The sequence below is a fragment of the Bacillus aquiflavi genome, from assembly GCF_019915265.1.
Taxonomy (GTDB): Bacteria; Bacillota; Bacilli; order Bacillales; family Cytobacillaceae; genus Bacillus_BT; species Bacillus_BT aquiflavi.
Genome location: NZ_CP082780.1, coordinates 340,320 through 364,853 on the forward strand (window position 1 = coordinate 340,320; position 24,534 = coordinate 364,853).

17 protein-coding genes are annotated in these 24,534 nt (G+C 33.4%); 14 read left to right on the forward strand and 3 right to left on the reverse strand.

The features are described from left to right. Positions 1-15: 15 nt before the first annotated feature. The 11 genes from K6959_RS01755 to K6959_RS01805 all read left to right on the forward strand — a co-directional run bounded on the left by K6959_RS01755 (position 16) and on the right by K6959_RS01805 (position 16,051). Positions 16-2,514, forward strand: coding sequence for a lantibiotic dehydratase (locus tag K6959_RS01755; protein ID WP_163241100.1), 2,499 nt, complete (start codon positions 16-18; stop codon positions 2,512-2,514). Position 2,515: 1 nt separating this feature from the next. After that, on the forward strand, positions 2,516-3,598 hold the full coding sequence (locus K6959_RS01760) for a hypothetical protein (protein ID WP_223087462.1): 1,083 nt from the start codon (positions 2,516-2,518) through the stop codon (positions 3,596-3,598). After that, positions 3,595-5,103 (forward strand): hypothetical protein, encoded by a 1,509-nt coding sequence (locus K6959_RS01765; RefSeq protein ID WP_163241105.1) that lies wholly within the window; start codon positions 3,595-3,597, stop codon positions 5,101-5,103. Before K6959_RS01760 ends, K6959_RS01765 begins: the two co-directional genes overlap by 4 nt. Before the next feature lie 7 nt (positions 5,104-5,110). Then, complete coding sequence (locus K6959_RS01770; RefSeq protein ID WP_223087464.1) at positions 5,111-6,820, forward strand: YcaO-like family protein; 1,710 nt, start codon at positions 5,111-5,113, stop codon at positions 6,818-6,820. Next, a complete protein-coding gene (locus tag K6959_RS01775) occupies positions 6,796-8,142 on the forward strand; it encodes a nitroreductase family protein (protein ID WP_163241110.1) in 1,347 nt (448 codons plus the stop codon). The genes K6959_RS01770 and K6959_RS01775 overlap by 25 nt, the downstream gene beginning before the upstream one ends. Positions 8,143-8,146: 4 nt before the next feature. Next, positions 8,147-8,998, forward strand: a complete 852-nt coding sequence (locus K6959_RS01780; protein ID WP_223087465.1) for a lantibiotic dehydratase C-terminal domain-containing protein — start codon at positions 8,147-8,149, stop codon at positions 8,996-8,998. Positions 8,999-9,007: 9 nt separating this feature from the next. After that, entirely contained in the window at positions 9,008-9,781 is a 774-nt protein-coding gene (locus K6959_RS01785) for a SagB/ThcOx family dehydrogenase (RefSeq protein ID WP_163241115.1), read from the forward strand. Between the two features lie 17 nt (positions 9,782-9,798). Continuing rightward, entirely contained in the window at positions 9,799-10,800 is a 1,002-nt protein-coding gene (locus K6959_RS01790) for a hypothetical protein (RefSeq protein WP_223087467.1), read from the forward strand. Continuing rightward, positions 10,797-11,519 carry an ABC transporter ATP-binding protein gene (locus K6959_RS01795; RefSeq protein ID WP_163241120.1) on the forward strand — a complete coding sequence of 241 codons (723 nt, stop codon included), beginning with the start codon at positions 10,797-10,799 and terminating at the stop codon, positions 11,517-11,519. Before K6959_RS01790 ends, K6959_RS01795 begins: the two co-directional genes overlap by 4 nt. A gap of 1 nt (position 11,520) precedes the next feature. Beyond that, entirely contained in the window at positions 11,521-12,255 is a 735-nt protein-coding gene (locus K6959_RS01800; protein ID WP_223087468.1) for an ABC transporter permease, read from the forward strand. A 1,057-nt stretch (positions 12,256-13,312) separates the two neighbouring features. After that, the gene (locus K6959_RS01805) at positions 13,313-16,051 is read left to right on the forward strand and encodes a GTP-binding protein (protein WP_163241125.1); all 2,739 of its coding nucleotides are present in this window, start codon (positions 13,313-13,315) and stop codon (positions 16,049-16,051) included. 215 nt (positions 16,052-16,266) lie between these two features. Here K6959_RS01805 and K6959_RS01810 read toward each other — a convergent pair whose 3' ends face one another. Further along, entirely contained in the window at positions 16,267-17,253 is a 987-nt protein-coding gene (locus tag K6959_RS01810) for an extracellular catalytic domain type 1 short-chain-length polyhydroxyalkanoate depolymerase (RefSeq protein WP_223087470.1), read from the reverse strand. Between the two features lie 205 nt (positions 17,254-17,458). Between K6959_RS01810 and K6959_RS01815 the strand changes: the two genes are divergently transcribed. Next, entirely contained in the window at positions 17,459-18,220 is a 762-nt protein-coding gene (locus K6959_RS01815; RefSeq protein WP_223087472.1) for a PmeII family type II restriction endonuclease, read from the forward strand. A gap of 40 nt (positions 18,221-18,260) precedes the next feature. Here K6959_RS01815 and dcm read toward each other — a convergent pair whose 3' ends face one another. Continuing rightward, entirely contained in the window at positions 18,261-19,601 is a 1,341-nt protein-coding gene (gene dcm / locus K6959_RS01820) for a DNA cytosine methyltransferase (protein ID WP_262421860.1), read from the reverse strand. A gap of 654 nt (positions 19,602-20,255) precedes the next feature. Here dcm and K6959_RS01825 point away from each other — a divergent pair. Next, a complete protein-coding gene (locus K6959_RS01825; RefSeq protein ID WP_163241134.1) occupies positions 20,256-20,636 on the forward strand; it encodes a hypothetical protein in 381 nt (126 codons plus the stop codon). Positions 20,637-21,079: 443 nt separating this feature from the next. Next, on the forward strand, positions 21,080-22,861 hold the full coding sequence (locus K6959_RS01830; RefSeq protein ID WP_163241137.1) for a PhoX family protein: 1,782 nt from the start codon (positions 21,080-21,082) through the stop codon (positions 22,859-22,861). 114 nt (positions 22,862-22,975) lie between these two features. On the opposite strand, the gene K6959_RS01835 is transcribed toward K6959_RS01830, so the two are convergent. Further along, entirely contained in the window at positions 22,976-24,256 is a 1,281-nt protein-coding gene (locus K6959_RS01835; protein ID WP_316252513.1) for a Glu/Leu/Phe/Val family dehydrogenase, read from the reverse strand. Positions 24,257-24,534 lie beyond the last annotated feature (278 nt).

Below are 24,534 nucleotides of genomic sequence, written 5' to 3' on the forward strand. Positions count from 1 at the left end.
TAACGGAGGAATAAAATGAAAATATTTCCATGGTATGTAATTAGGGAGAACCCTATTTCTACAAGTAAGTTTGCTCCCCTAAGGGATGATGGATGGCTTTCCCAAATATATGAACTAGTTAAAGTTGAAAAGATAAGAGAAGAGGAAAAAGAACAGGCAATAGCCTCATTGGAACGACTCTATAAGGAGAAGCAAGATCATGCAATTTTGAAGCTGAAAAGAAATATGTATAACGATCGTAAAATTGATTGGGCAAAAATCCCAGATGATATTTTGCAGTGCATCCATACCTATCATCAAATAGATACACAATTTTGGAAGTTATATAAGAGTTCACATTCTGAATACGACTCTAAATATTTAGCGGACAGAAAAGTGCTTCAACAATTGTTCAAACAAAATCAAAAATTATCGAATCCACTGCCATTACTAAATAGAAAATTCCATTATAAATTTCTTAAATATATAGAAGAACCAAGCGAAAACCATAATGCAAAGGTTAGAAAAATAGATTATCAATTAAGCCGAATTTTATCAAGATCAACAGTAAAAACGAGTCCGTTTAGCTCTTTTACTAGCGTTGAAATAAAAAAACAAGGTGAAATTCAGTCACATTCCGAACGTAATGATTATTATGCAACAGAATTAAATTTCTATATGTTGCAGAAAATTGTCCAAGTTTTAGCAAAAGACTATGAATATGCGAAGCAACTACCTTATCGAATGTCTTTTTATTCAATAGACCATGAAAATATACATTATACGATTCAAATAGACTTGGATAGAGGAAAAGTTTTTAATAACGTTGAGAAAACAATTGTCTTAAAAAATAATGTGATTTTAAAAACGTTAATCAACGCTTTTTCAAAAGATGATGTGATTAGCTACGAAAAATTAGTTCAACATTTGTTAAAATTCTCTGATGAACAAAGTATAAATAAGTTTCTGTATGAAGGATTAATAAAAAAAGGAATTATTTTTCCAGATATATGTGTTGATGAGTATAGTACAAATGTATATGAACATTTTATCCATACGCTGCGCAGCTTTAAAGATGAATCAAGAAAAATCGAAACGATTATCCAGCTCGTTGAAAATGCACAGCAGCTTTTAAAGGAATATGAAAAAGAAGATGTTGAAAATCGCTTTCATATTCAGCAAAAGGTCATTAATGAATTTGAAGAAATTGAAGAGGTTCTAGAGCATCCACTTCCGAAAGATTTGCTGTTTTATGAAGATTACGTTGTAAAAAATTCCGAAACTACACATCAACTAGAAAATCATACTTTAGAAGATATTCATTACATTCAAAAGCTTTCTTTACCGATTAATATTACATCAGCACTTCATTTTGAATTTGCGCATCAATATAAAAAAGTGTACGGAAATAAACGTGTATCGGTGTTAGATAGAGGCGTACGAAAATTATTTTTAGATGTTGTAGGTAAATTCCATAACTGGACGAATGTTCTTGCTCCAATAGAAAATCTAGAATCAAAAAAAGCCCTTCAACTAGAGGAAATGAAAAAAGAAGTAGCAAATTATTTGTGTTCATTAAAAGATGCAAGAAAAGAAGCGTACGTAAGTAAAAAGAAAATCGATCAATGGTATAAACAATTTATTGAAATATCACCGCTAAATGAAAAAATGTCGTCAACAGTTTTACTTCAGTCAAATGCAGAACATGTGATTTTAAATAAATTGTATGCAGGAAAACTACGCTTATTTACAAGATTTTTTGAAAATGAACCTTCTATTTATGAGGAAGAAGAATTTAAATCATATATTCAACATGTTTTTGGTCATCACACTGTCGAAATTATGGAAGGATTCGGATTCAATGCCAATCGACATCGAAGCGTTTTAAATAGATTAATTTTGCCGAATAGTCGGGGAACAAGTAATAATGAGCAGACATTACATGCGAGAAACTTATTTTTTGAATTTAATGAAGAAACTGAATTAGTTGAAATAAAGGAACCTGGTTCAGATACTCCTTTAACAGTTGAATGTTTAGGAAGTTTAGTAGATTATATGCTGCCTTATACAATTCAAATAATCGCGAATTCGGTAAGTCCGCGGTTTGACATCGATTATCTTGATTTATGGAATTTCAACAAAGAACAATTTATTGTTGATTATATTCCAAGAATTTACGTTGGGAATACGGTTATTTCAAGAGAAAAATGGTTAATTAATACAGCAAACTTAAGACGGAAATTAAAGCCAGATGAATGGGCCGTTTATGTAGCAAAAATGTTCATTGAGCAACAATTGCCAGTAGAATTTTTTGTTAAAAAATATTCTTCAGAAGAAGAGCAGATTGACTATGCAAAAATGAAAAAAACAGAATTTAAACCTCAATATATTAATCTATATTCACCAGTGTTTATAAAGGATTTTGAAAAGATTTGCAGTAGTCATCATTATATTATTTTAGAAGAAGTGTATCCTCGGCTTACTGATTATGAAACGAATAAAGAATATCAATGGGAAGTAGTTTTGGAGGATTGACATGAACATTGAATTTTTAGAAGTTAAAGCATTTTTTTTTGGAACTGAAGAACAGAAAAGAAAAACATATTTTTCTTTTATCTTACCATTTTTTAAAGAGATAGACGGTGAATTTTCAGCTGAAAGAGACTGGAATGGCGGTCCTCATTACCGCATAATCTTACCGAAACATCATGATCAGCTGCTAGTTCATTTTGAGAAGGATTTCAAGGCTTATGTAAAAAGAGAATTTGGTGATCTATCAAAAGTAGAATTAGAGGAAAATATAGAGCAATATGTTAAGCATCATGAAACGATTGCTGGAATGGAAAGCAGGTCAAAAGAAGAGATTAATGCAGGACGACATTTGACAGTTGCTATTCATTCTTATGATGAAGCGTATTTACGGCAAACTTTTAATTCCTATCAACATTTTGTTGTGCATACTCAATCACTATTTTTTATGCAAAAGTTTATTTCTTCATTTGGTGAACGATTTTTTAACTTACCGAAAAAAAAAAAGTATTTATATTTTACAAAAATGCTTTATGAAGTCTTAACTTTCTCGTCTTTTCATCCAAAGTTTGCAGTTTTAGTATATGTATCAAATATTGAAGGAGTTTTTGCAATTGCAGAGCAATACGGCAAGAGAGCTGCATTTGAAAAAGCTTATCAAACATTGTACAAAAGTCTGCCATTTGAAACTCTAGCAAATGATCCTGAATTTAACGAATTAGGAGCTACATGGAAAGATACGATCGGCAATATTTATTCTTTAATTAAAGAAAATGTCAAAAATTTATTTACTGATGAAGAAGGGTTTTACTCGAAGGAGCTCCAGAAAGAGGAATTAGTACAAAATATTCAAGGCATTTCAAGTGAGTTTCATGATTTATTACTAAAGCAAGATGTTGAGGAATGGACGAATCATGAAGAGCACGTTATTTATCGGGTGTTAATCAATATCGTGTATAAGTCAGCGCATATGCTTCAATTTACTTTTACAGAAAAAAACTTTGCATGTTACGCTGTTTGTGAGTATGTGATGGATAAATATCATACGACGTGGCGTGAAATAATGGCTCAGCGAGGGATTAATGCATGAGATGGAAAACTAAAGCGAATTTTTTTATTAAGTATACTGATGATGATTTATTGCTTATTAGAAGAGAAGATGTTGTGAAGCAGGCAAAGATAACAAAAAAAGAATATCATATTTTACTCAATTTGTTATCAGACTTTCAAAATGGTAAACATCTTTCGCTAGATGAATATGATGCACAGCATTGGAAAATGTTTAAATTAGCTGCGAATTTAAATTTAATTTATGAAGTTCAAAATATTAAGTATTCATTTTCACAATTGATCGTTGAGAATATAGAAAATCGCTTTATACATCATGACAAAGTATTAGCTGACCTAGAAACCCGTATATTTAATCTGATCGAGGGATCGGAACGCATGAATACATTTTTTGAGCACAACAAGTTAGTGAATCGAAATGGTGAAAATGTAGTAAATATTTATTTTAATCATTCAATTAACGAGGCAGCTAACGGGAGTTTTTGTGTTTTGGAGATGGATGGAACATTTTCGTTCTTCATAAAGAAGGAAAATGTTCCGTTGCAAACTATAAAAGAGATGATCATCTCAAGCAAAGGAAATAGAGGCTATCTCGGCAAGGCAATTGCCCCGATGGGATTATTTCGATTTATCACTTCATGTTTGTATGATGACAATTTCAATAAAGAAGCAATGACGATTATTTTTCAAGATGGTTCAGTTCAAAACGTCTCATTGGATCGACTCGAAAGCCAAACATTTGACTATTACGAAAGAACAGCACTTTCAATCGAATCGAAGGAAAATCTTGTGTATATTCAAAATTTAGAGTCAATCTTAAATCACAAAGTTGAGTTTGTAAAAGGAATGAATGCAGTTAATAGTGCGAGAGATCATCAATTACTCGTCTCGCAATACAAAATTGATTTCGCTGATCAATTCTCTTATTTATCAGTTGATACGACTTATGTAGATGCTGCACTTCATGCATTAACACACTCTTTAGCGGCATATTTAACTGCTAAAGAAGACGGAAATAGTGTTTGGATATCTGATAGAAATAAACAGCATTTTTATATAAGAGGGATGGCTTCATTTTTAGAAAAGGATGAACAGCTATTTTTGTTGGAGGATGTTTCAGCCGAAGCCGAATTACTAATAGATTATTTGCAAAATTATTTTGAAGGTGTGCAAATTGCATTAAAACTTGTTGTTGGGAAAGAAGTTGGACGTGTATATATTTTAGACAATGCGAAGAGAGAGCTTTATAGCAGTGAACTAACATTGTCATGGGAAAAAGAGATCATTAGAGGTCTGTCACGGGTCATCTGTGATCAAGCAAACGAAGTAGAAAGAAGAAGTGAGAAATTCCATGATATTCAAGGTCAACTATCATTAAAGCAATTAAGTAAACAAAGCGTCCAGCAAACCCAGCAACAGGCGATTAAACAACTAGGTGAAAGAAAGATAACGGAAAAGCCTTGGATTTATCAGCCTTTATTTGAAGAACATGGTTTATTTATCGGAAAATTTATTGAAGATAGGTAGGAACAAAATGACTCAAATGATTAATCAACAGTTAGAAAAGCCTGAAAAAGCGAGCGACTGTTTTTTGGGTAAAGTTCATTATCTAGAAAATACATCTTTCGTGTTTATCGGACCATACCAGAAAAATGAAGATGAGGCGTGCTTTTGCTGTTTTGAACAAATGTTAAAAACGAATAATAGTGATTACTGTTACTCGCTTAATAATGAACCGTTAAGAACAACTTATTATGAATGGTTAAAAGATGTAGTGGAAGAAATGACTGATTTACTCATAAATACAGTTTATATTATTGATAAACGCACGAATGAGTTAACAAAGAAAGAAATACATAAGCATCCTCTTTGCCCTGTTTGTAAAGATGATGTAATTGAAGGTACATTTTTGCAAGATGTTAAAATCGACACTCCACTTATGGAAGATGGGAGAACAACTCCACTCAAAGAAATCAAAAGCAGGCTTGATTCGTTTCAACAGACGCTAATTGATTATGATACTGGAATTGGCAAAAGAATTTTTCGTGATGTTGAATCAGATATTGTTCCGATGTATGGGATTGAATCTTACTTAGGAAATCGTTCATATCATTCGTACGGACGTTCAAAAGGATTAATTTCTTCTAAATATGCGGGTCTATTAGAAATGATCGAACGGTTTTCTAGTATGGTTCCCCATTTCAAGCCTTCTGTTTATTTATCATATGAATCGTTGAAAAAGCAAGCGAAAAATCCTGTTGATCCAAATGGATTGATTTTACCGAATGGACAAATGATCAATGAACAAATGGAAGTTTATGATCCAGCAAAAAAATATTATTGGACAAAATGTTTTGATCTAGGAACTGAGCAGACAGTTTACATTCCTGAACAGTTTATTTACTATGATCACCAAATTTTACGTAATGAAAATCGATTTGTCTATGAAACTTCAAATGGAACGGCACTCGGAGGATCATTACAGGAAGCAATTATTTATGGAATATTTGAAGCAGTTGAACGGGATAACTTTTTAGTTCATTGGTATACAAAGAAGCTGCCACGGAAAATTAACTTGGAAACAATTCAGGATGAAGATATAAACGGAGTTATTTTATTTTTGAAAAGTAAAAATTTTGAAGTTCATTTATTTGATATTACGTTAGAAACCGGGATACCAACAGTTTGGGTCATGGCGGTTAATACTAGTGATGAGAGTAATTTAAAAATATACAATGCGGCAGGATCGCATTATTATCCTGAAAAGGCGATATTTTCAGGGTTAGTAGAAGTCGCTACATCAGCCGTTATTTATAACAAAATTTTGCAAGGGAAAAAAGATTCATTTGCTCATTTAATTGATAATCCTAAAGCAGTACAAGTAATGGACGATCATGTTAACTATTATGCTATAGAGGAAAATTTACCAGCATTTGATTTCTTATTGAAAAATCTCGATAAGATGGAAGAGATTTCGCCTAAAGAGATGGAACCTGAGTTTGATTTTTCTTATCAATCTCTTAAAGAAGTCGTCCTTGAGCATCATCCGCATCTTTATGTTGCAGATTTAAGTAATACTGTGACAAAAAAATTAAACTTGTATGTGGCAAAAGTGTTAATTCCAACACTTCAGCCGATGACATTTGGTATCCAAAACGAGCGCTTAAATTGGCAGAGATTATTTGAATTCGGTTGTACTAAAGAGGAAGTGTTTTTGAATTGGAAACCGCATCCATTTCCTTAAAAGAATTATTTAATAGTTTAACGATAAAAAGGCATACACATAATCGCAACACTACTTCTTTTGAATTTGTTCCTTTTTTAGGATCGATTTTTACTTATGAGCAATCGCATACGATCCCGTCAGTAATAAAACAATCTGTTCATTTCCAATCGTGGCTTAATATCGTCAAATTCCATTTTAAATATGAGCATTATCAAGATGGGAATCCTTATAAATTTCATAAATATGTACCATCAGCGCGAGGGATTCATCCACTCATTCCATTCTTTATTTATAAAGGACATTTGTGCATTTACAATATCGTCGAAGATAACATTATTTATATTGGATTTGACAAAGAGAAGGAAAATGAGATTGAGCTTATTATTGGGATCGATCTTTGGAGAACCTGCTCAATATATGGCAGCTTTGGTCTTGCATTATCTTTGCTTGATTTAGGTCATGTCATCGGAAGCATGAAAATAGAAGCAAACGGAACAGGACAGCAATTGAGGAAAGTATGCTATATGTTTAACCGCTCAGAATATAGGAATAAATTAGGTCTTCTTCATCCAAATGATATATTTTTAGGAGTAAAACTTGTATTTCAGTGCAATGATCCAGTTTGCAACGATTTATTTGTTTCAAAGCGTTATCCTTATTCAAAAAAGTATCATTATCATGATGAACTGGAACGAATTGGCCTAATGGATTTTATCGCAGTAATGGAATTCTCCTCTAATACGTTAATAGATGACCAATATCATTGGCAGTTTCCACGTTCTTTACTTAAAACCGGAAGGGAACGAACGTCGAATAACAGCTATGTAGGTTTAATGGATTTAAGCAAACCATTAAAAACGGCGGCTTTTGAGCAAATATGCCAAGTGATAAAAGAGACGAAGGAAAAAATTTTGTACGGTTACAAATTTCGAATATATTTTGTTATTCAACATGTCATAGGCTATGAAAAGGGTCTTTACTATTTAGACGGTGACGAATGTATTTTGAGAATGGCGACATTTCAACTGGATGAATTTTTGTTTTATGAAAAATCGTTTTTTAATTTACAGAAATCGCCGTTTCTCTTATTCTTTTCGTATCTTGTAGAAGATTACGAGGCAGATCATTTAAAAATTTTTTATTCTCATGTATTAGCGGGCGAACTAATGCAAGGGGTGTCCAGAATTGTTTCTCATTTGGACATGTATGCTCGGCCAATTAGAAATATGAATGATGCGTACATTAAAAAAGTATTTTCTTTAGGGGATAAAGAGCGTGTAATCTATGGATTATTTGCTGGTACTGGTAATGGACGGAGCACTAAAATAAAAGGAGATTAAAAAGATGGAGTGGAAATCATATCACATTTTTATCCATGATATGACTTATCATGATCGTTTCATTAAACAAACGTTAAAATCTTTTGTTGAAGATCAACATAACGCCATTGAACAATATTTCTTTATCAGGTATTGGCAAGGAGGTCCGCATATACGCTTTAGTTTCCGCTCACGAGTTCAAGAGAAAATGAGGGAATTGTTAGGAACATATGTAGATGCTTTTTTAGAAAGCTATGAGCCCTCTTTTGTTTTAACGAAAGATAGTTATTATGAGCAGCATTCGTTTGATGGTGTAAAGCCGCCTAAAGAGGAGCTTTATTGGGTTGAAGATCGCGTCATCAAAGAAATTCCATATGTGCCTGAGTATGAAAGATACGGTGGAGAAGAGGCGATTCCATATTCAGAGCAGCTCTTTCAAGTTTCCAGTTCTCTAGCAATGAATGTACTTAAGCTTGTTGCCGATGGGAATTTAGTCTCAAAGTTTGTATTTGCGGCTGATTTCTTTCAGATTTTAAGTTCGTTTTTAACAAATGAACAACAAAGCGGATTAAAGAAATTTTATCATGAATTTTGGGTGAGCTTTAGAAAAGATTCGGTTGATAATGATTCATTAGTAAAAAAGATTGGTCAACTATACAAAACAAGAATCACAAGGAAAAGTCCTTTTGCAGAAGAATTATATTTAAATGTGATTGAACAATTTAAGCTGAAGATGAAAGAGATTGAAAAAGTGAATCCAGATATAAACTTCCCTTACTTGCTCTCTTCTCATATTCATATGTTCAATAATAGGATTGGTTTTCCGCCAGAGTTTGAACATTTACTTCCACTTATTTTACTCGAAATAGAGAGGTGAAAATGAAACGTGTTTCAATGGGATTTTTGTTTATATAAAAAAGACGAACGCCGCCTTTACAAAACTTATCATAAGCAGTCTAATCATAACCCGCACACTCAGACAATCACAGCTCCTAGACGAGAATATGAAGTGTTGTCGCTTGACACAATCGGTGCAAAGAAGACAATGGATATTCCAAACGTTTCACAGCTGCCGCCTTTAAATATATCATTATCTGATGCGTTTTTACAAAGACGAACATCTTGGCATTTTTCTGACGTAGAGATGGGCAAAGAAATGCTGCAAAGCTTGTTAGGCTATAGCTTTGGGATGAGTAGTCCAAAGGATCGTAAAAGAACATATGCATCTGGAGGGCAATTTTACCCAATTGAAATTTATTTTGTTCCGACAAGAAGAACAGTCGCAAATGGTGTTTTGGAAGAAAAAGTGTATAAGTTTAATGTTGATCGGAATGAAATTGTTGAAATGAAGGATATTGATGTTGATTCTTTACACAAAGTGAGTGCACAAACTGATGTTGGTTATTTTTCATTTGATGAAGCACAAATTATTGTTTTTTTAGTAGCAAATGATCAAGATATTTCTGTGAAATATATGGATTTTTCATATCGCTTGTTATTGCTCGAAGCCGGACATATGGCGCAAAACTTCCAATTAACATGTACAGCCCTTGGATTATCTTCAGTTCCAATGGGAGGATTTCATGAAGTTGTAGTTCATCAATTACTTGGCATAGAAGATCATTCTTATATGACGGTTTACACATTATTAGGAGGATAATGGGGGATTAGCTAAAAATGGATGAAAATACAGTAATCAAATTACATGATCATATTCGGGTATTAATTGACCAAGGTTCTAATAAAGAATTATTAGTTTACAATGCAAATGAAGAGAAAATATTTTTAAAATTATCCGTTGCAAATGATGAATCTTTTTCTATTAATGAATTACAACATCTTTTATACCATTTTCATAGAATCGGTTATGTGATAAAAAGTAAATACGGGAAAATAGTACTAAGTTTATATTATAAGTATCCCGAATTATTCCAAACCTCCACCCAGGATAGTATAATGTTAGATGTCTTATCATACGAATTGGATGAAGCAATAGATTTTAATCACTTTTTTAATACGTATGAGTATTCTTTTGAAAGAACGCGCAACAAACAAATTGTCTTATGGGGGGGAACTGTTCCTTCTGCTTTTATCATGAACAATATCGTTAATTTTAATATAGAAACGATACTCATCGGTTCAAAGGAAGACAAAGTTGAGCCATTAAATATGCTGGCATATGATGGAGAAACAGGGGAAGGGAAACTCAATGCATTGTTAAAGCGAATTCCTCAAACCGTACAAACATATTATTTAGAAGATGAAACATACAAAAGTAAGCTTGCGAAAGAAAATGCAATTCATATCATTTGTACAAATTCTTTTTCGGATGAACAGTTAGCTCAGATAACTGAACAATTAGAAGCAAATAAATTGAATAAATTATTATATTATGGCATGTATGAAAAAGAATTAGTAATCGGGCCTTTAGTAATCCCTGATGAAACAGCCCGTTATACTGATTTCCGAAGATCATACGATGGAAGCAAAGGAACTTTCACATCGATTACAAATCATCTTAGTGCTGGTATTTTAACGAGAATTATTTATTATTTACTCGTAGATTCATTGAAATATTTAGCAGAAGATGCTCAATTACCGTTAAATGCTATTTTTACAATTAATAAATATTCTTTAACTGGTACGGCGATTAAAATTTTGAAAGAGGGTTCTGGATGAAAATTAAAGTTGAAGGAGTAAATAAGAGTTACAATAAGAAACAGGTTTTATCAGACATCAACTTTACGATTGATGATAACGAAATTGTTGCAATTGTCGGTCCAAACGGCGCTGGTAAAACAACTTTATTAGAAATGCTCATGACTTTAAGGAGTTTTGATAGCGGAAATATTTTTATTATGGATTATGATTTAAGAAAAGAATCTCATATTTATCAAGTGAGATCTAAGTTTGGCGTTGTTTTCCAGGAGGGAGGAATGTATGCTTATTTACGGATAAGGGAGATTTTAGATTTATTCGCTGGATTTAGTAATGTATCGAAACAACGTGTGGAAGAAGTCATTCGACTCTTTTCGTTGGAATCACATTTAGGTATCAAATATGAAAAACTATCCGGTGGCTGGAAGCAAAGAACATTATTAGCGATTTCTTTTCTTCATAAGCCGCAGCTGCTTTTTTTAGATGAACCGACAACTGGACTTGATCCACAGGCTACGGAAGATTTATGGGAAGTAATCCGCCTCTCTAAAGAAAAAGGAACAAGTGTACTTTTATCGACTCATTCACTTGAAGAAATTGATATGTATTGTGATCGAGTAATGATATTAAACAACCAAAAAATTGCTGAATTCGATACACCAGAAGCATTAAAAGATAAATATGAATGCTCCTTCTTTAAAGAAGTGTACTTTAAAGTGTTGAAAGGTGGTAAAAAATAAGATGGCGAAACCACTATTAAGACTAATGAAATATGATTTTATCGTTTTCCTTAGGGAACCATTTTTTGCACTGCCTATTTTACTATTGCCGGGAATCTTTTTCTTTATTTTTATGTCAATCCTTAAAAAACAAATAGGAAGTTCAGAAAACTTTGGTCAATATATACCTGTCTATGCACTTCTCATTTCATTTTTAGTTCTCTTCTTTAATATTGGTTTACAATATGTAACAGAAAAAGAGAGAGGGATTCATAAACGATTAATTCTATCATCTATTACGACGTTTCATATTGTGTTTACATATATAACTAGAGGCGTTATCTTATCGGTGATCGGATTTTTGGAAATTTTACTCATTGGTATTCTTGCATTTGATACGAAAATAACCGACAATCTTTTATTATTTGTGATTGTCTTTCTAATCGTGATTGGGATCACTTTATTATTTAGTTTATCAACGCATAATTTATTTAAAAATTCTCGACAAGTTTTGCCATTTACAATTATTATGTTTCAATACGTGTTATTTGGTTCTGGATTAATGTTTCCGGTAGATAACGTCCCTGAGTATTTGAAATTTTTAGTATATATAAATCCGTTCTATCATATGAATGAGCTGCTATTGTCCGTTTGGAACGGAGAGAAAGTGAATATGAACAACATTTTATACTTAGCCTTTATCATCGTAGCATGTATCGGACTAATTATGTTAAAGTCTAGGAAAAAAGAAAATTAAAAATGAACGGTCTCCTGTCAAATAGACAGTTAAAATAATCAAAATGAGTTAAGCGGCTTTAGATCTATTTTCCATAGGGCTAAGGCCGTTTAATCGTTTTTAATATCTTTCATGATGATAAAATTAAATATATTCTTCTATTGCTTCACACAGCTTTTCAATGTTTCATATGTATTCAAATGGTATTTCTCACAATTGAGTGTACCTCAAAAAGATTCCATTAGTAAAGATTTATGGAAAGTAACCCACCTCCCTAAAAAAAAGGAACAAGTGTATTTTTATCGACTCATTCACTTGAAGAAATTGAGATGTATTGTGATCGAGTAATGATATAAGCATTTAAAAAAATACGGATGCCTCTTTTATATTTACAATTATTATGTGTCAATACTTCATATTTGGTTCAATATTCGTATTTCCAGTACATATTGTACCAGAGTATTAAAGTTTTTAGTTTATATCAATCCGTCTTATCATATGAATGCTACTATTATCCGTTTGGAACGGTGAGTATGTTAATATGAATAACATTCTCTATTTGATCGTTATTGTCTTATTATGTATGGGACTAATTATGTTAAAGTCAAGGAAAAAGAACATTAAAAGAAACCCTAAAACAAATGAGTGATTTGCTCCCTTTCAGAGATTAAAAATAAAAAATCTCGCTAATGGGAGTATTTTTTTTTTGGTATGTTAAACAGAAAACAAATATCTCATCAGCAGGGAAGTGAGCCAATGTATTTTTATTTTTTACGAGAAAAAAATCAAGAGTTGCTCGAGGGGGAATATTTTATTTTCTATTAGGATAATAATCATGATCCATAAGAACTATTTACCTTTAACGGAAGTTTATAGATGAATTAATTCATAAAACTAAAGTTTATCCCTCCTATATTACAATAGTCATAAATCTGTATCACAAATGAAAGTTAAATGAAATTAATTGAATCGAAATCTCTGTTAGAATATTTACGATAGAGGCTCATAGTCTAATAGTATGATAAACTATTTACCTTTCTTTAGGATAAACTGAATAATATACAGCGGGGGGATAGATATGATATTAGAGGAACAACTAATTGGGAAGACGTATTATAAAGAAAAGTTCATGAAAGACCATGAAAACAGAGATCCTGTTCAAATATTAGGAGAGCTTTATTTTAAAGAACAGCAGAACGAGTTGTTCGATCTGTCTAATATTCGCTTTGCCCAAGGAGAAGTATATTTTCATTACAAAGATTTTGAAACTGCTATTTTTAAATGGGAAAATATCCAAAATGAATTACAACCGTGGGCGAAAAAAAATATGGCAGACGCTTATTTTGAGCTCGGTTTATTTTCAACAGCAGAAGAAATTTATAAATCAATTCAGGTAGAAAGTCTCGTTCTGAATTCAGAAGTGGCGTTAAAATTATTTCAACTTTATATAGAGCAGGGGAATCTTGATTTAGCCGATAAAATCATTAAAAATGCTGTTTCACTTAATCCTGATTATCCGAATGTAACGAAAATCGCCCGCGTCTTTTTTGAACAACACCAAGATTGGAGCAGTGCAGTAGAGCTTTCAGTTAATGAAGCAACGAGAACGAAATTGCTCTACTGGTTTGAAATTCTGAAATCTTACGTTGATCGGGGACTAACGAAAACAGCGCAGCCAGATTATTTTTCTCAAGTATTATCGACATTGTATTCGCTTGATAAAATTCATTTTGAACAATTCGTTGTCTCACTATGGAACAAGTATAAAAACGAGGAATCTTTTTTACTATGGATAAAAGAAATAACGAATCTCATTTTACATATCGGGGTAAATAGAGATGATTCGTTGCATGAACTATCAGCTTTGTATGAAAGAATGTACTTTAAATTAATTGACGGAAAATATTTACTTAAAGAGTTATCCGATATCATTCCACATCTTTTAACCGCTTGGTTAAACATAACCGATTCTGCAAAAGCACTACTAGCCTCATCAGCAGTGCTTGCATGGAATGAGCTCTTTCCCGCGAGTATTAGCCAATTAGTAGTAGAAGAAGCAAATGAAATGATGGGCCATTGTCAGAACAATACGATAGGGATTGAAATGAACCTCCATTTATTTGATTCTATTTTAAAATGGGCGGAAAACAATAAGTTAACAGGAGGGTATCGTTATAAATGGATTGTTCAACAATTGCTGGATTTACAAGTTCGACACCTTTTAATTGCTGGTGCCCCAAAAAGCGGAAAATCTTTATTGATTAATTGTATACTAGAAGAAAACATAGTAGAAGATACGCCAACTTTAGCTGTTACAATGTTTAAAAATCATGATGATATAGAAATTGACGAAATAACAGATACGAATAAAGTTCCCATTTCTAATGAAAAAGGGATTGCTGAGCTTCGTCAATCGTCTGACTCGTATATTGACTTTAAATTGCCGTGTAAATTTTTAGAGGAAAATGGGCTTTCAATTATAAATCTCCCAGATTTTACGATCAATAATCTTGAAAAGGATGAGATGACTACTCATTTGCATTTAGCAGACGGACTGTTATTTGTGCTTAATGGGAACGCGCCTTTTCCTGATTATGAACGTGACATCTTACTAAATATACAAAAGCAGGCGGCGAATCTTCCAATACATTTTCTAGTGAATATAATGGATCCGATCTATAGCGAGCATGAGGTAAAAACAATCGTAGAGGAAACGAAAGTTCGCATAAACACGTATTTTCCAAGTGCTCAAGTTTTCGCTTATTCTCCGCGCTTAAAAGGTAAAGAACACCTAAGTAAATTTATTAATGCTCATTTTCGTCATAAAAATATAAAGGAAGAACGTCATAAAAAACTATTGTACATCATTCGAAAGACAATTACGTATTTATTAAAACAACGAGTCAAAACAGAAAATGAATTAATTGAATCGATTCAATGGAATAAAGATATTTTAGCTAAGCTTAACGGTTCTATTCACCAGTTAAGCGATGTAGAAATGGAAAAAATACAGACGATTAAACATTCATTTCGGACGATAAAAGAAGAAATGAAAGTCGAACTTACAAATACGATACCTGAGCTATTACGAGGATGCTCACAATTAATTAGTGAAGACAGCAATTTTCGAAAAATCCATTTAACTTTAAATAAAGAGATGAATAATCGCATGAAGGATTATTTACATGAGCATGTATTGCCTAAATTCCATCGCTCGATTCAACAGTGGATTTCAGAGTCAGCTAAAATTTTTGCTGAAAGTCATGCTTACTTATTGGAAATGGCAGACGGGTTCAATGCAATGTTCTCAAACGAACGAATAAAGTTTGAATGCGATTTTAAAGTGCTGGATGATTGGCGCAGAGATGCTGATCGAATAACGAGTACAGTGCAAATAGGTGAAATAAATATTTTACTCCGCTTTACCCCGTCGCAAATTTTATTAAAGAGCGCTGGGAATTTATTAGGTATTCTCCCGCAAAATAAAAAACTGTTATATAAAAAATATAAAAGCTTTTTAGAAAGTAAAGATTATCATGAGGAAGCGGTAACAATCGCAAATAAATTTTTTATGCAATTTGAATTACTTGAAAATGCACTCGAGCGAGATATTTCGATGTTTTTTAGACATCCATTTTATGTTTTAAGGGAAACAGCGGAAGAAATTCAAGTTGAAATTCATTCAAAACAGGATACTTTAAGTAATATGAGATCAAATCCAGAAGTTTATCACGACCCGTTAAAGCTCTTTGAATTAAGATTACGTCAAAACGAGTGGATGATGGATCATCATATACAAGTTCACCACGTATTTTAATTATCATTTTAGGCTACCAGAAGGAAAAGAGTGAATTGAACATAGTTTAATAGGCTGACGTCAAACGTATTAGCGTCAGCCTTATAATTGTTAAAATTGTTATATTAACTGAAGGAAGATGCTTCTCTTTGGTTAGAGATTTATAGTTCTAAATTAATGAGAGAGGGGCGTAATATGTGCTTCGAAAGTAGAGATGTTTTAAAGTTTGGATTAAATTATTCATCATTACTAGAAGAAGAGAAAAATTCCCACATCATCCGGCTTGCATCTGGACCTTGTGGATCTGTGTAGCTTCCTTGGGCACTTCCTCCAGACCAGGCGTGACCCATGCCTTCGACAAACACTTTTTTCATTAACACTTTTCCATCTCGGCCTTCGTAATGACTAATCGTATACGTTCTGCCGTTTGGAACTTGCAACGTTTCAGTATTTTCTGCTTCGTCATCTATCCAGTCATCTTCAATGTTATTAGCGGATAAGTCGTTTGTCTTTGCCCACTGCGTAATGACTTGATCTCCATTTATTAATTTAACAGTGTAATCAGCAGTACCATGAAACACAATAACGGGCATTTTCTTTGAAAACTTCCCCATTTCATGATAAGCTAATCTTCCTTGTTCGGCTGGATTAGGTCCGCCACTATTCATGGCCGTATAAGCATTTAATACATTGTTTGCAGCTCTATATTCAAGCCCAGCCCCAACACCTGCACCAGAAAAAACATCTGGATAAGTAGCCGCCATAATAACACTCATAGCCGCTCCTGCCGATAAACCTGCTACATATACGTTGTTTTCATTAATTGAATATTGATTATGAATTACATTAACCATGCCAGCTATGACACTTGGTTCTCCACTTCCCCGTTTTTGATGAGCAGGATCAAACCAATTCCAGCATTTGCTCATATTTGCATAAAAAGATTGCTCAGGATAGAGAACAAGAAAGCCTTTTTCCTCAGCTAAAGTGTTCATCTTTGTTCCAACGGAAAATTGCGTTGCGTCCTGTGAACATCCATGCAACATCACATATAAAGGATATTCAAGATTGCTGTCATAATGACTCGGGATGTAAAGCTTATACGTTTTACCCCCATAAGAACCATTAATAAATTGACCGGAAGCTAAGGTTGAAAGCGGTTTCAAAAATGTTGCGCAAATAATCAACACGAATAATAACTGAAAAAGCTTTTTCCAATTCATACATCTTCCCTCCTTTCAATGTTTCATATTTATTTTAAAATGCTGTAGTTACATAAGAGTTACAAAATGCCTAGTATTCAAAATGTAAAGTGAATAAGTAACTTTTTTATTAGTGCGAAGTAAAGCTAGGAAGTACATGGGGGAAGTGGTAAAATATTATATAGGATATATTTTTCCATACATATAAAAGGGGAGATGGGTAATATTGACTAGTCAGAATGATGATATTGTTGAGAGAGCAAAAGAATTTTTTAGAAAAGAAATTGTTCCAAGTCATATTTCTAATACCGAAAAACTTACTAGACTAAGTGAATTTAAGTTAAATCCATTTCTGGATAAATATAAGGCAAGTTTTTTAACAGGTAATGATGATCCTAAGAGTATTGCAAAAGCTCTTGTTTATCCTAGAGTTTTAGGCACGTCTATAAATACAACATTTGGTAATAAATTAAAAAAATTTTGTAGTGAAGTATTAGAAGGTTTTGCATCAACAACATCAGGGATTGATATTGAATTTATTGATAAGGTTGATGGCAGAAGGAAATATTGTCAAATTAAAGCGGGGCCAAATACAATCAATAAGGATGATGTAGAGACGATTAAAGGTCATTTTGCTAGTGTTAAAAATCTTGCAAGAACTAATAATTTAAATATAGGATTTAATGATCTTATTGTAGGTGTATTTTATGGCACACCCGAGGATTTAAGTGGACATTATAAAAAAATAAATCAAGAACATCCTGTTATTATTGGAGCTGAGTTTTGGTATAGACTTACAGGTGAAAAGGATTTCTATCGGAAATTAACTGATGCTATTGGGGATGTCGCATCCGAATATGATGGTTCTGAATTAATAGAGAAGGTAATTAATTCTCTTGCAAAAGATATTGAAGAAACTATAGAGCTAAAAAAATTAGGTACCGAAAAGAAAATGGCTGCTGAGGAAAAAGAAAAATATAAAATATAATGAAAAAGAGGGAGGATGCTCTCTTTGCACCCACCCTTTTTTATTTAATTTGGTTTAAAACATTTACAATTGATAACCCAATTGCTTTTGCCATGTTTACAGGTACTGCATTACCAATTTGCTTATAAGCATTAGCAGTGGAACAATTAAATTCCCAATTGTCAGGAAAACTTTGTATTCTTGCATATTCTCTTACAGTAAATGGTCTTGTTTCATCAGGGTGACATCTCTCAGTTTGTTTTTGAGCAGGTGAGCATGTTAATGTTAAAGATGGTTCATCCCACGATAATCTTCTAGCCATACCTGTTCTGCCTCCACCTGAGTAATAGCTTTTGCCCATATATTCCTTAGCAATATTATCTGGTAGGTCTCTCCAATATCCACCTGGAGGTACAAGGTCTAAAATCTCTTTTTTAGAATCAGGATATTTAGCACCGTCGGATTTAGGTACATCTTGTAAAATGTCTCGTAAAGTAAGTTCGTAACCAAAAGGCTGGGGTAAACGGTACTCAAGATTATATTTTTCAATTAAATCATTTCTAATTCCAATAAGGACAATTTTTTCTCTTTTTTGCGCTACATCATAATCTAAGGCTCTTAATACATGCCATTTTACGGTATAACCAATATCAGAGAATACTTTTAGCATTAAAGCTAAAGTTCTACCATTATCGTGATTTACTAAGCCCTTAACATTTTCAGCTAAAAACATCTTAGGAAGCAGTTGTTTTAATCTCTGAGCATAATAATAAAAAAGTGTTCCCCTAGTGTCAGCCAGTCCCATTTTTTTACCTGCATAACTAAATGCCTGACAAGGAAACCCTCCTGAAAGTAAATCAAGCTCTCCTATAGGAACATCTACAAAGTTCCTAATACCTTCTTCAGCTATTTCAATAATGTCCTTTTCAATAACGTTCCAATTTGGCCTGTTCTTTCTAAGGGTTTGACAGGCGTACTTATCAACTTCTACAAGACCTTTAGACTTAAAGCCGGCTTTTTCAAGTCCAAGAGCTAGTCCACCTGCTCCTGCAAAAAGCTCTACCACAGTATATTTTTTTATAGCTTTCGTCCCTCTTACTTCTATAAAGTGCTGACATTTATAATCTTCTACATCTATTTCCTCGTTATTAGACTGTTCTATTAAGGTTTCTGTATTTTCTAAATTTAAAGTAATTTGTTCAGAAGCAATAATATCCTCAAAGCTTACATCTAAAACTTTACATAGTTTTATAGCATTGGATTTAATAGGATTAAAATTGGGAGAGAGTAACATAGAAAGTTGATTTTTACTGATCCCTAATTGTTCAGCCAACTGTTTTTGAGTAGATATACCATGTTTTTTCATATGTAGTCTGACTTTTTCTTTACTAATAGTATACAATTTATAACCCTCCAATAAGTTAAAAAAATATTTAACTTTTATAGGGTTATTATGATAGATTATTTGTCATAAGTCAACCAAAAATTTCAGTCTAAAGCCAATTTAGCGTTAATGTGTATTGTTTCCCCCATATTTGTTTTTTTATTTTAAAAAACTTAGAGTGACAATGATATTGATATATTTACTATATCATTTTGGAATAAGCTATATAAATTATACCTAAAAATGGGGTTCTGTTACACAATTCTTCTTACTATATAAAAATTTATAAATTTTATATTGTCGGTCATTAAGACTTAAGTATTAGCATAAGCAAATAAAAGAGACTTGCAATCATGTTAAAACTAGGAGGGAAGTGATAATGAACCTATAAAAAAACAGGAAAACTTTAGTCGAGGTTCAGATTGTAATATGGAAGATGAAGTAACTGCAAATGGGGTAGAAAAGGATACGGAATATAAACGTGGTTTTCGATGATAAAAAAGAGCACGATATACATTTCGAACATTACACTTCTAGGACTAGAGTTTTTATCAAACTAGAATAAAGTTTAAACGATTGGAGGGGTTATTCAGAAATTTCCATAATATCATTTAAGTTATGTCGTTGCAGCGTGAGGTGACTTCCAAAGAAATGATAGCTTGGAGGAGAACGATGAGAAAAGTGATGAAACTTGAATTGTTTTGTTTATTTTTACAGGCTTTTATTTTTATATTTTTAATCTTGCACGATTGGGTTCCTTTAGGAGATTTAAATGACGTTCAAGCGGTTCAATCCGTCAATACAACTAGTGAATTACTTTTCTTAACGGCGCTGAATAGTGTTCCTTTTGCGATTGCTTTTTTTCTCTGCTGCTACTATGCGGGAAAAGTTTATCCGTTTTTAATGAAGCTGTTTTTAATTATTTATTTTCCAGCTTTATTATCGGTGTCTTGTCGGCATGGTGGATTCCCTACTTTTTTGGAGCTTCAACAGAAAAGATCGAACGATATGAAAAATTGTTTGGCAAGACACATGCTTTTTTACCAGAAATGAACGGAATTACACCGAATACGATTCATACGATTTTCCATTTATCCTTATTACTTGTCATCATCATTACGGTGTATTTTTTCATTAAAAAAAGAAAGATTGTATAGAAAAAAATTTAATAATACTTATTTCAAACAATCGCTTTCTATCTGCATTGAAATAGTGAGATGTTAAGAAATAGAAGCAGAGCTGGAACAACTTTATAAAATAAAATAAGTTTGACTGTTTTCCTGTAAAAGGAGGTTATCTTTGGATGGGGATAAAGACTTAGTAAATTATTTATTAAACAATTGTAAATGTAATAGCCATTATCCCCTATCAAGCAGGCAGATGGATGTAGTAAATTATTTTTATTTTAACACCAGTAAAACAGCAAATTAACATTAAATCACTATGATTAACATAAGAAACACAATAAAATTAGTAAATAAAGCGGAGGTATGAAAATGAAGAAAAGAAAGCTAGTTGTGCCATTGTTAAGTTTAGCTGTTTTATTTCCGTCTGCTACTAACGTTTTTGCAAACCCACAAAAACCTGTCTCAATTGATAAGGTTGAGTTTGTTGGTATGGATGCACCACAAACGAAAAAAGAAAAATCTACCATGTACTCCGATGCAACTGCAACCGTTACATATTCTGATGGCTCGCAAAAAAACTTTTCTCTTGATTATGAACAATTGTTTAAACCCGGAGACGTGATTAATGGAAAAACCGCAGGTGTCACACATGACGTAAATGGCAATGTCATTATGGATACTGTAACAGATCCAGCAAATCCAAAGCCTTTCATTTCAAAAGCGCCAGATAGTAATACATTGCTTAGTGTCAACGGGAAAAGCGGCAAGCTTTATTTAGTAAATCATTTTGAAAGTGTTCCTAGTAAAATAGGAAACTTGCCAAAGTCTATGGCATTAAACACTGTACAACAAGATAAAAAGACAGGAAAGCTGACTGTCACTGATATAAATTTAATCGATTTCTCTGAAGATGGCGGCATTTGGACTCCGTGTGCAGGCTCACTATCTCCATGGAATACCCACTTAGGAAGCGAAGAGTATGAACCGGACGCAAAATCTCATGAATTGAATCCAGAAAAATCTGCTGTTACTGAATTTGCACGCAATTATTATCATGATCAATCTATTATTGGAAATCCGTATCTTTATGGATATCTTCCAGAAGTAAAAGTTCATCCGAATGGAAAGGCTTCAGCAGTTAAACACTATAGTATGGGACGCCTTTCTTTCGAACGTGTAGTAGTGATGCCTGATAACCGGACTGTTTACTATGGCGATGATGGCAATTACACGATGATGTTCATGTATGTAGCAGATAAAGCAGAAAACTTATCAGCTGGTACATTATATGCAGCGAAATGGAATCAAACGAGTGATAAAAATGGCGGCTCTGCAAATCTTGAGTGGATTGAATTAGGACATGCTACTGACAGTGAAATTAAGGAGCTGGCACTTTCTTTAAAATTTAGCGATATTTTTGAAACAACTGAAGATGAACAATATGCGATAAAAAATGGCTTCAAAAAAGTGAAAACTGCTGGTAAGGCAGAATGGTTGAAAGTGAAACCAGGCATGGAAAAGGCGGCAGCTTTTCTTGAATCCCGCCGTTATGGTGCCCTTTTAGGAGCAACTTCTGAGTTTAATAAAATGGAGGCCGTTGAATTAAATAAAGAAGATAATAAAGTTTACATGGCGATGTCAAGCATTAAAGGCGGAATGGAAGCTAGCTCTACTGATCCTGTAGATGATATCCGTGTTTCTAAAATTAATGCTGGGGGCGTGTATGAACTTTCATTAAATAAAGGTTTAAAGGATCTAAATGGGAAAAAGATTCATAGTGATTATGTAGCTGCGACAATGAGCGGCTTAGTTTTAGGTGAGGATCTTCCTGCAAAAGATGCTGCTGGAAACTTAGCGCATCCAAATAAAATAGCTAGTCCTGATAATATCGTCTATTCAGAGAAAATGAGAACATTATTTATTGGTGAAGATACTAGTCTACATCATAATAACTACGTTTGGGCTTATAATATTGATACGATGAAGCTTTCACGTATTGTCTCTGCTCCTGATGGAGGAGAGACTACAGGATTGCAAGCGATTGATGATTTAAATGGGTTTACTTATTTAATGGTTAGCTCACAAAATCCAGGAAACGTAGGATACTTGTCCGGCTTACCTTCCCTTGGAGAAAAAAACTCAAAAAAATAAAGCTTTAAATAACAGCGCAAGAAGAAATTTTTTTTTTCTTCTTGCGCTTTTTATCTTCATAAAAAAATGGCTATCCCGAGCTTTTCGGATAGCCATTTTTTTTAGCTTTGAAATTTAAACCCATCCGCGCGCTTTCATCGCTTCAGCAATTCGTTTTAATGAGACGACGTAAGCAGCGGTACGGAAATCAATACTATACTTTTGTGCAAGATTAGAAACCGCATGGTACGATGTTTCCATAGCACTTTTCAATTTTTCATTTACTTCTTCCTCGCTCCAATAATAGTTCATTAAGTTTTGCACCCATTCAAAATATGAAACTGTAACTCCGCCAGCGTTTGCGAGAATATCTGGAATCACTAAAATTCCTTTTTCATAAAGGTTTTTATCTGCGTCTGGAGTAGTTGGACCGTTGGCGGCTTCAGCAATTATATTTGCTTTTACTCGATGAGCGTTCTTTAAGGTAATGACATTTTCAAGGGCAGCTGGAACTAAAATATCAACATCAAGTTCAAGTAGCTCATCTGGATTTTTAAGATGGAAGGATGAGTCATAATTTAATATTGCCGACGTGTCCTTTAATTCCTTCACATCATCTAAATCGAGTCCATCTGGATTATATAAAGCTCCTTTTGAGTCACTAACAGCGACGATTTTGCAGCCTTGTTCTGCAAGAAGATCAGCGGCAACACGGCCAGCATTTCCAAATCCTTGAATGGCAACAGTTGCTCCTTCCAGTTCTTTGCCGATGTCTTTCATTGCTTCAGCAATTGTAAATACGCAGCCGCGGGCAGTTGCTTCATTGCGGCCTTTTGATCCGCCGATAATAGGTGGTTTTCCAGTTATGACACCCGGATTAAAAGCCCCTTTTATTCGGCTGTACGTATCCATCATCCAGCCCATTATTTGTGGATTTGTATACACATCTGGAGCAGGGATATCTTTATCCGGTCCGACAATGTCTGAAATAGCTTCGATAAAGCGGCGGCTTACACGTTCGATTTCTCCTTTGCTCATCGTTCGAGGGTCGCAAATGACGCCGCCTTTTCCGCCACCGTATGGAAGATTTACGACACCGCATTTAAACGTCATCCACATCGATAAAGCGATCACTTCATCTCTCGTTACATCTGGGTGAAAGCGAATTCCGCCTTTAGTCGGTCCGATTGCATCATTGTGCTGTGAACGGTAACCTTCAAAAACTTGAATGCTTCCATCATCCATTCTAACTGGAAAAGATACAGTCATTACGCGCTTAGGTTTTTTTAATATTTCAACAATTTCGCGATCGAGCCCAATAATTTTTGCCGCGTTTTCAATTTGAGTTTGGACAATTTGGAATGGGTTAAGACTTTCTACTGCTTCAGTTTGTTGTGTTTTCATCGTTATTGTCATCAATTTCCCTACTTTCATCTTTAATTTATATGCGAATTGAATGTTTATTTGCGGTATTTTGTTAAAAGCTCGAGTAATAAATAATTAAATAATTTTAACGAAATAAGTGCACTCTTGCTCCGATTCGTTCAACTATTAACATAATGGGGGTGAACTACTTTAATTGAGGTTACACTTAGATTAACTAAAGGGTAGATTTTTGTTATGTTTGAGGAAAGAATATTGATCGCCTGAGCTTTTATTTACCTTATAAAAATATCCTACATATTTTATTTTGC

Coding starts and splice junctions, on each gene's coding strand:
- K6959_RS01755 (WP_163241100.1), top strand. CDS start 16: ATGAAAATATTTCCATGGTATGTAATTAGGGAGAACCCTATTTCTACA.
- K6959_RS01760 (WP_223087462.1), top strand. CDS start 2,516: ATGAACATTGAATTTTTAGAAGTTAAAGCATTTTTTTTTGGAACTGAA.
- K6959_RS01765 (WP_163241105.1), top strand. CDS start 3,595: ATGAGATGGAAAACTAAAGCGAATTTTTTTATTAAGTATACTGATGAT.
- K6959_RS01770 (WP_223087464.1), top strand. CDS start 5,111: ATGACTCAAATGATTAATCAACAGTTAGAAAAGCCTGAAAAAGCGAGC.
- K6959_RS01780 (WP_223087465.1), top strand. CDS start 8,147: ATGGAGTGGAAATCATATCACATTTTTATCCATGATATGACTTATCAT.
- K6959_RS01790 (WP_223087467.1), top strand. CDS start 9,799: ATGGATGAAAATACAGTAATCAAATTACATGATCATATTCGGGTATTA.
- K6959_RS01795 (WP_163241120.1), top strand. CDS start 10,797: ATGAAAATTAAAGTTGAAGGAGTAAATAAGAGTTACAATAAGAAACAG.
- K6959_RS01800 (WP_223087468.1), top strand. CDS start 11,521: ATGGCGAAACCACTATTAAGACTAATGAAATATGATTTTATCGTTTTC.
- K6959_RS01805 (WP_163241125.1), top strand. CDS start 13,313: ATGATATTAGAGGAACAACTAATTGGGAAGACGTATTATAAAGAAAAG.
- K6959_RS01810 (WP_223087470.1), bottom strand. CDS start 17,253: ATGAATTGGAAAAAGCTTTTTCAGTTATTATTCGTGTTGATTATTTGC.
- K6959_RS01825 (WP_163241134.1), top strand. CDS start 20,256: ATGAGAAAAGTGATGAAACTTGAATTGTTTTGTTTATTTTTACAGGCT.
- K6959_RS01830 (WP_163241137.1), top strand. CDS start 21,080: ATGAAGAAAAGAAAGCTAGTTGTGCCATTGTTAAGTTTAGCTGTTTTA.
- K6959_RS01835 (WP_316252513.1), bottom strand. CDS start 24,256: ATGACAATAACGATGAAAACACAACAAACTGAAGCAGTAGAAAGTCTT.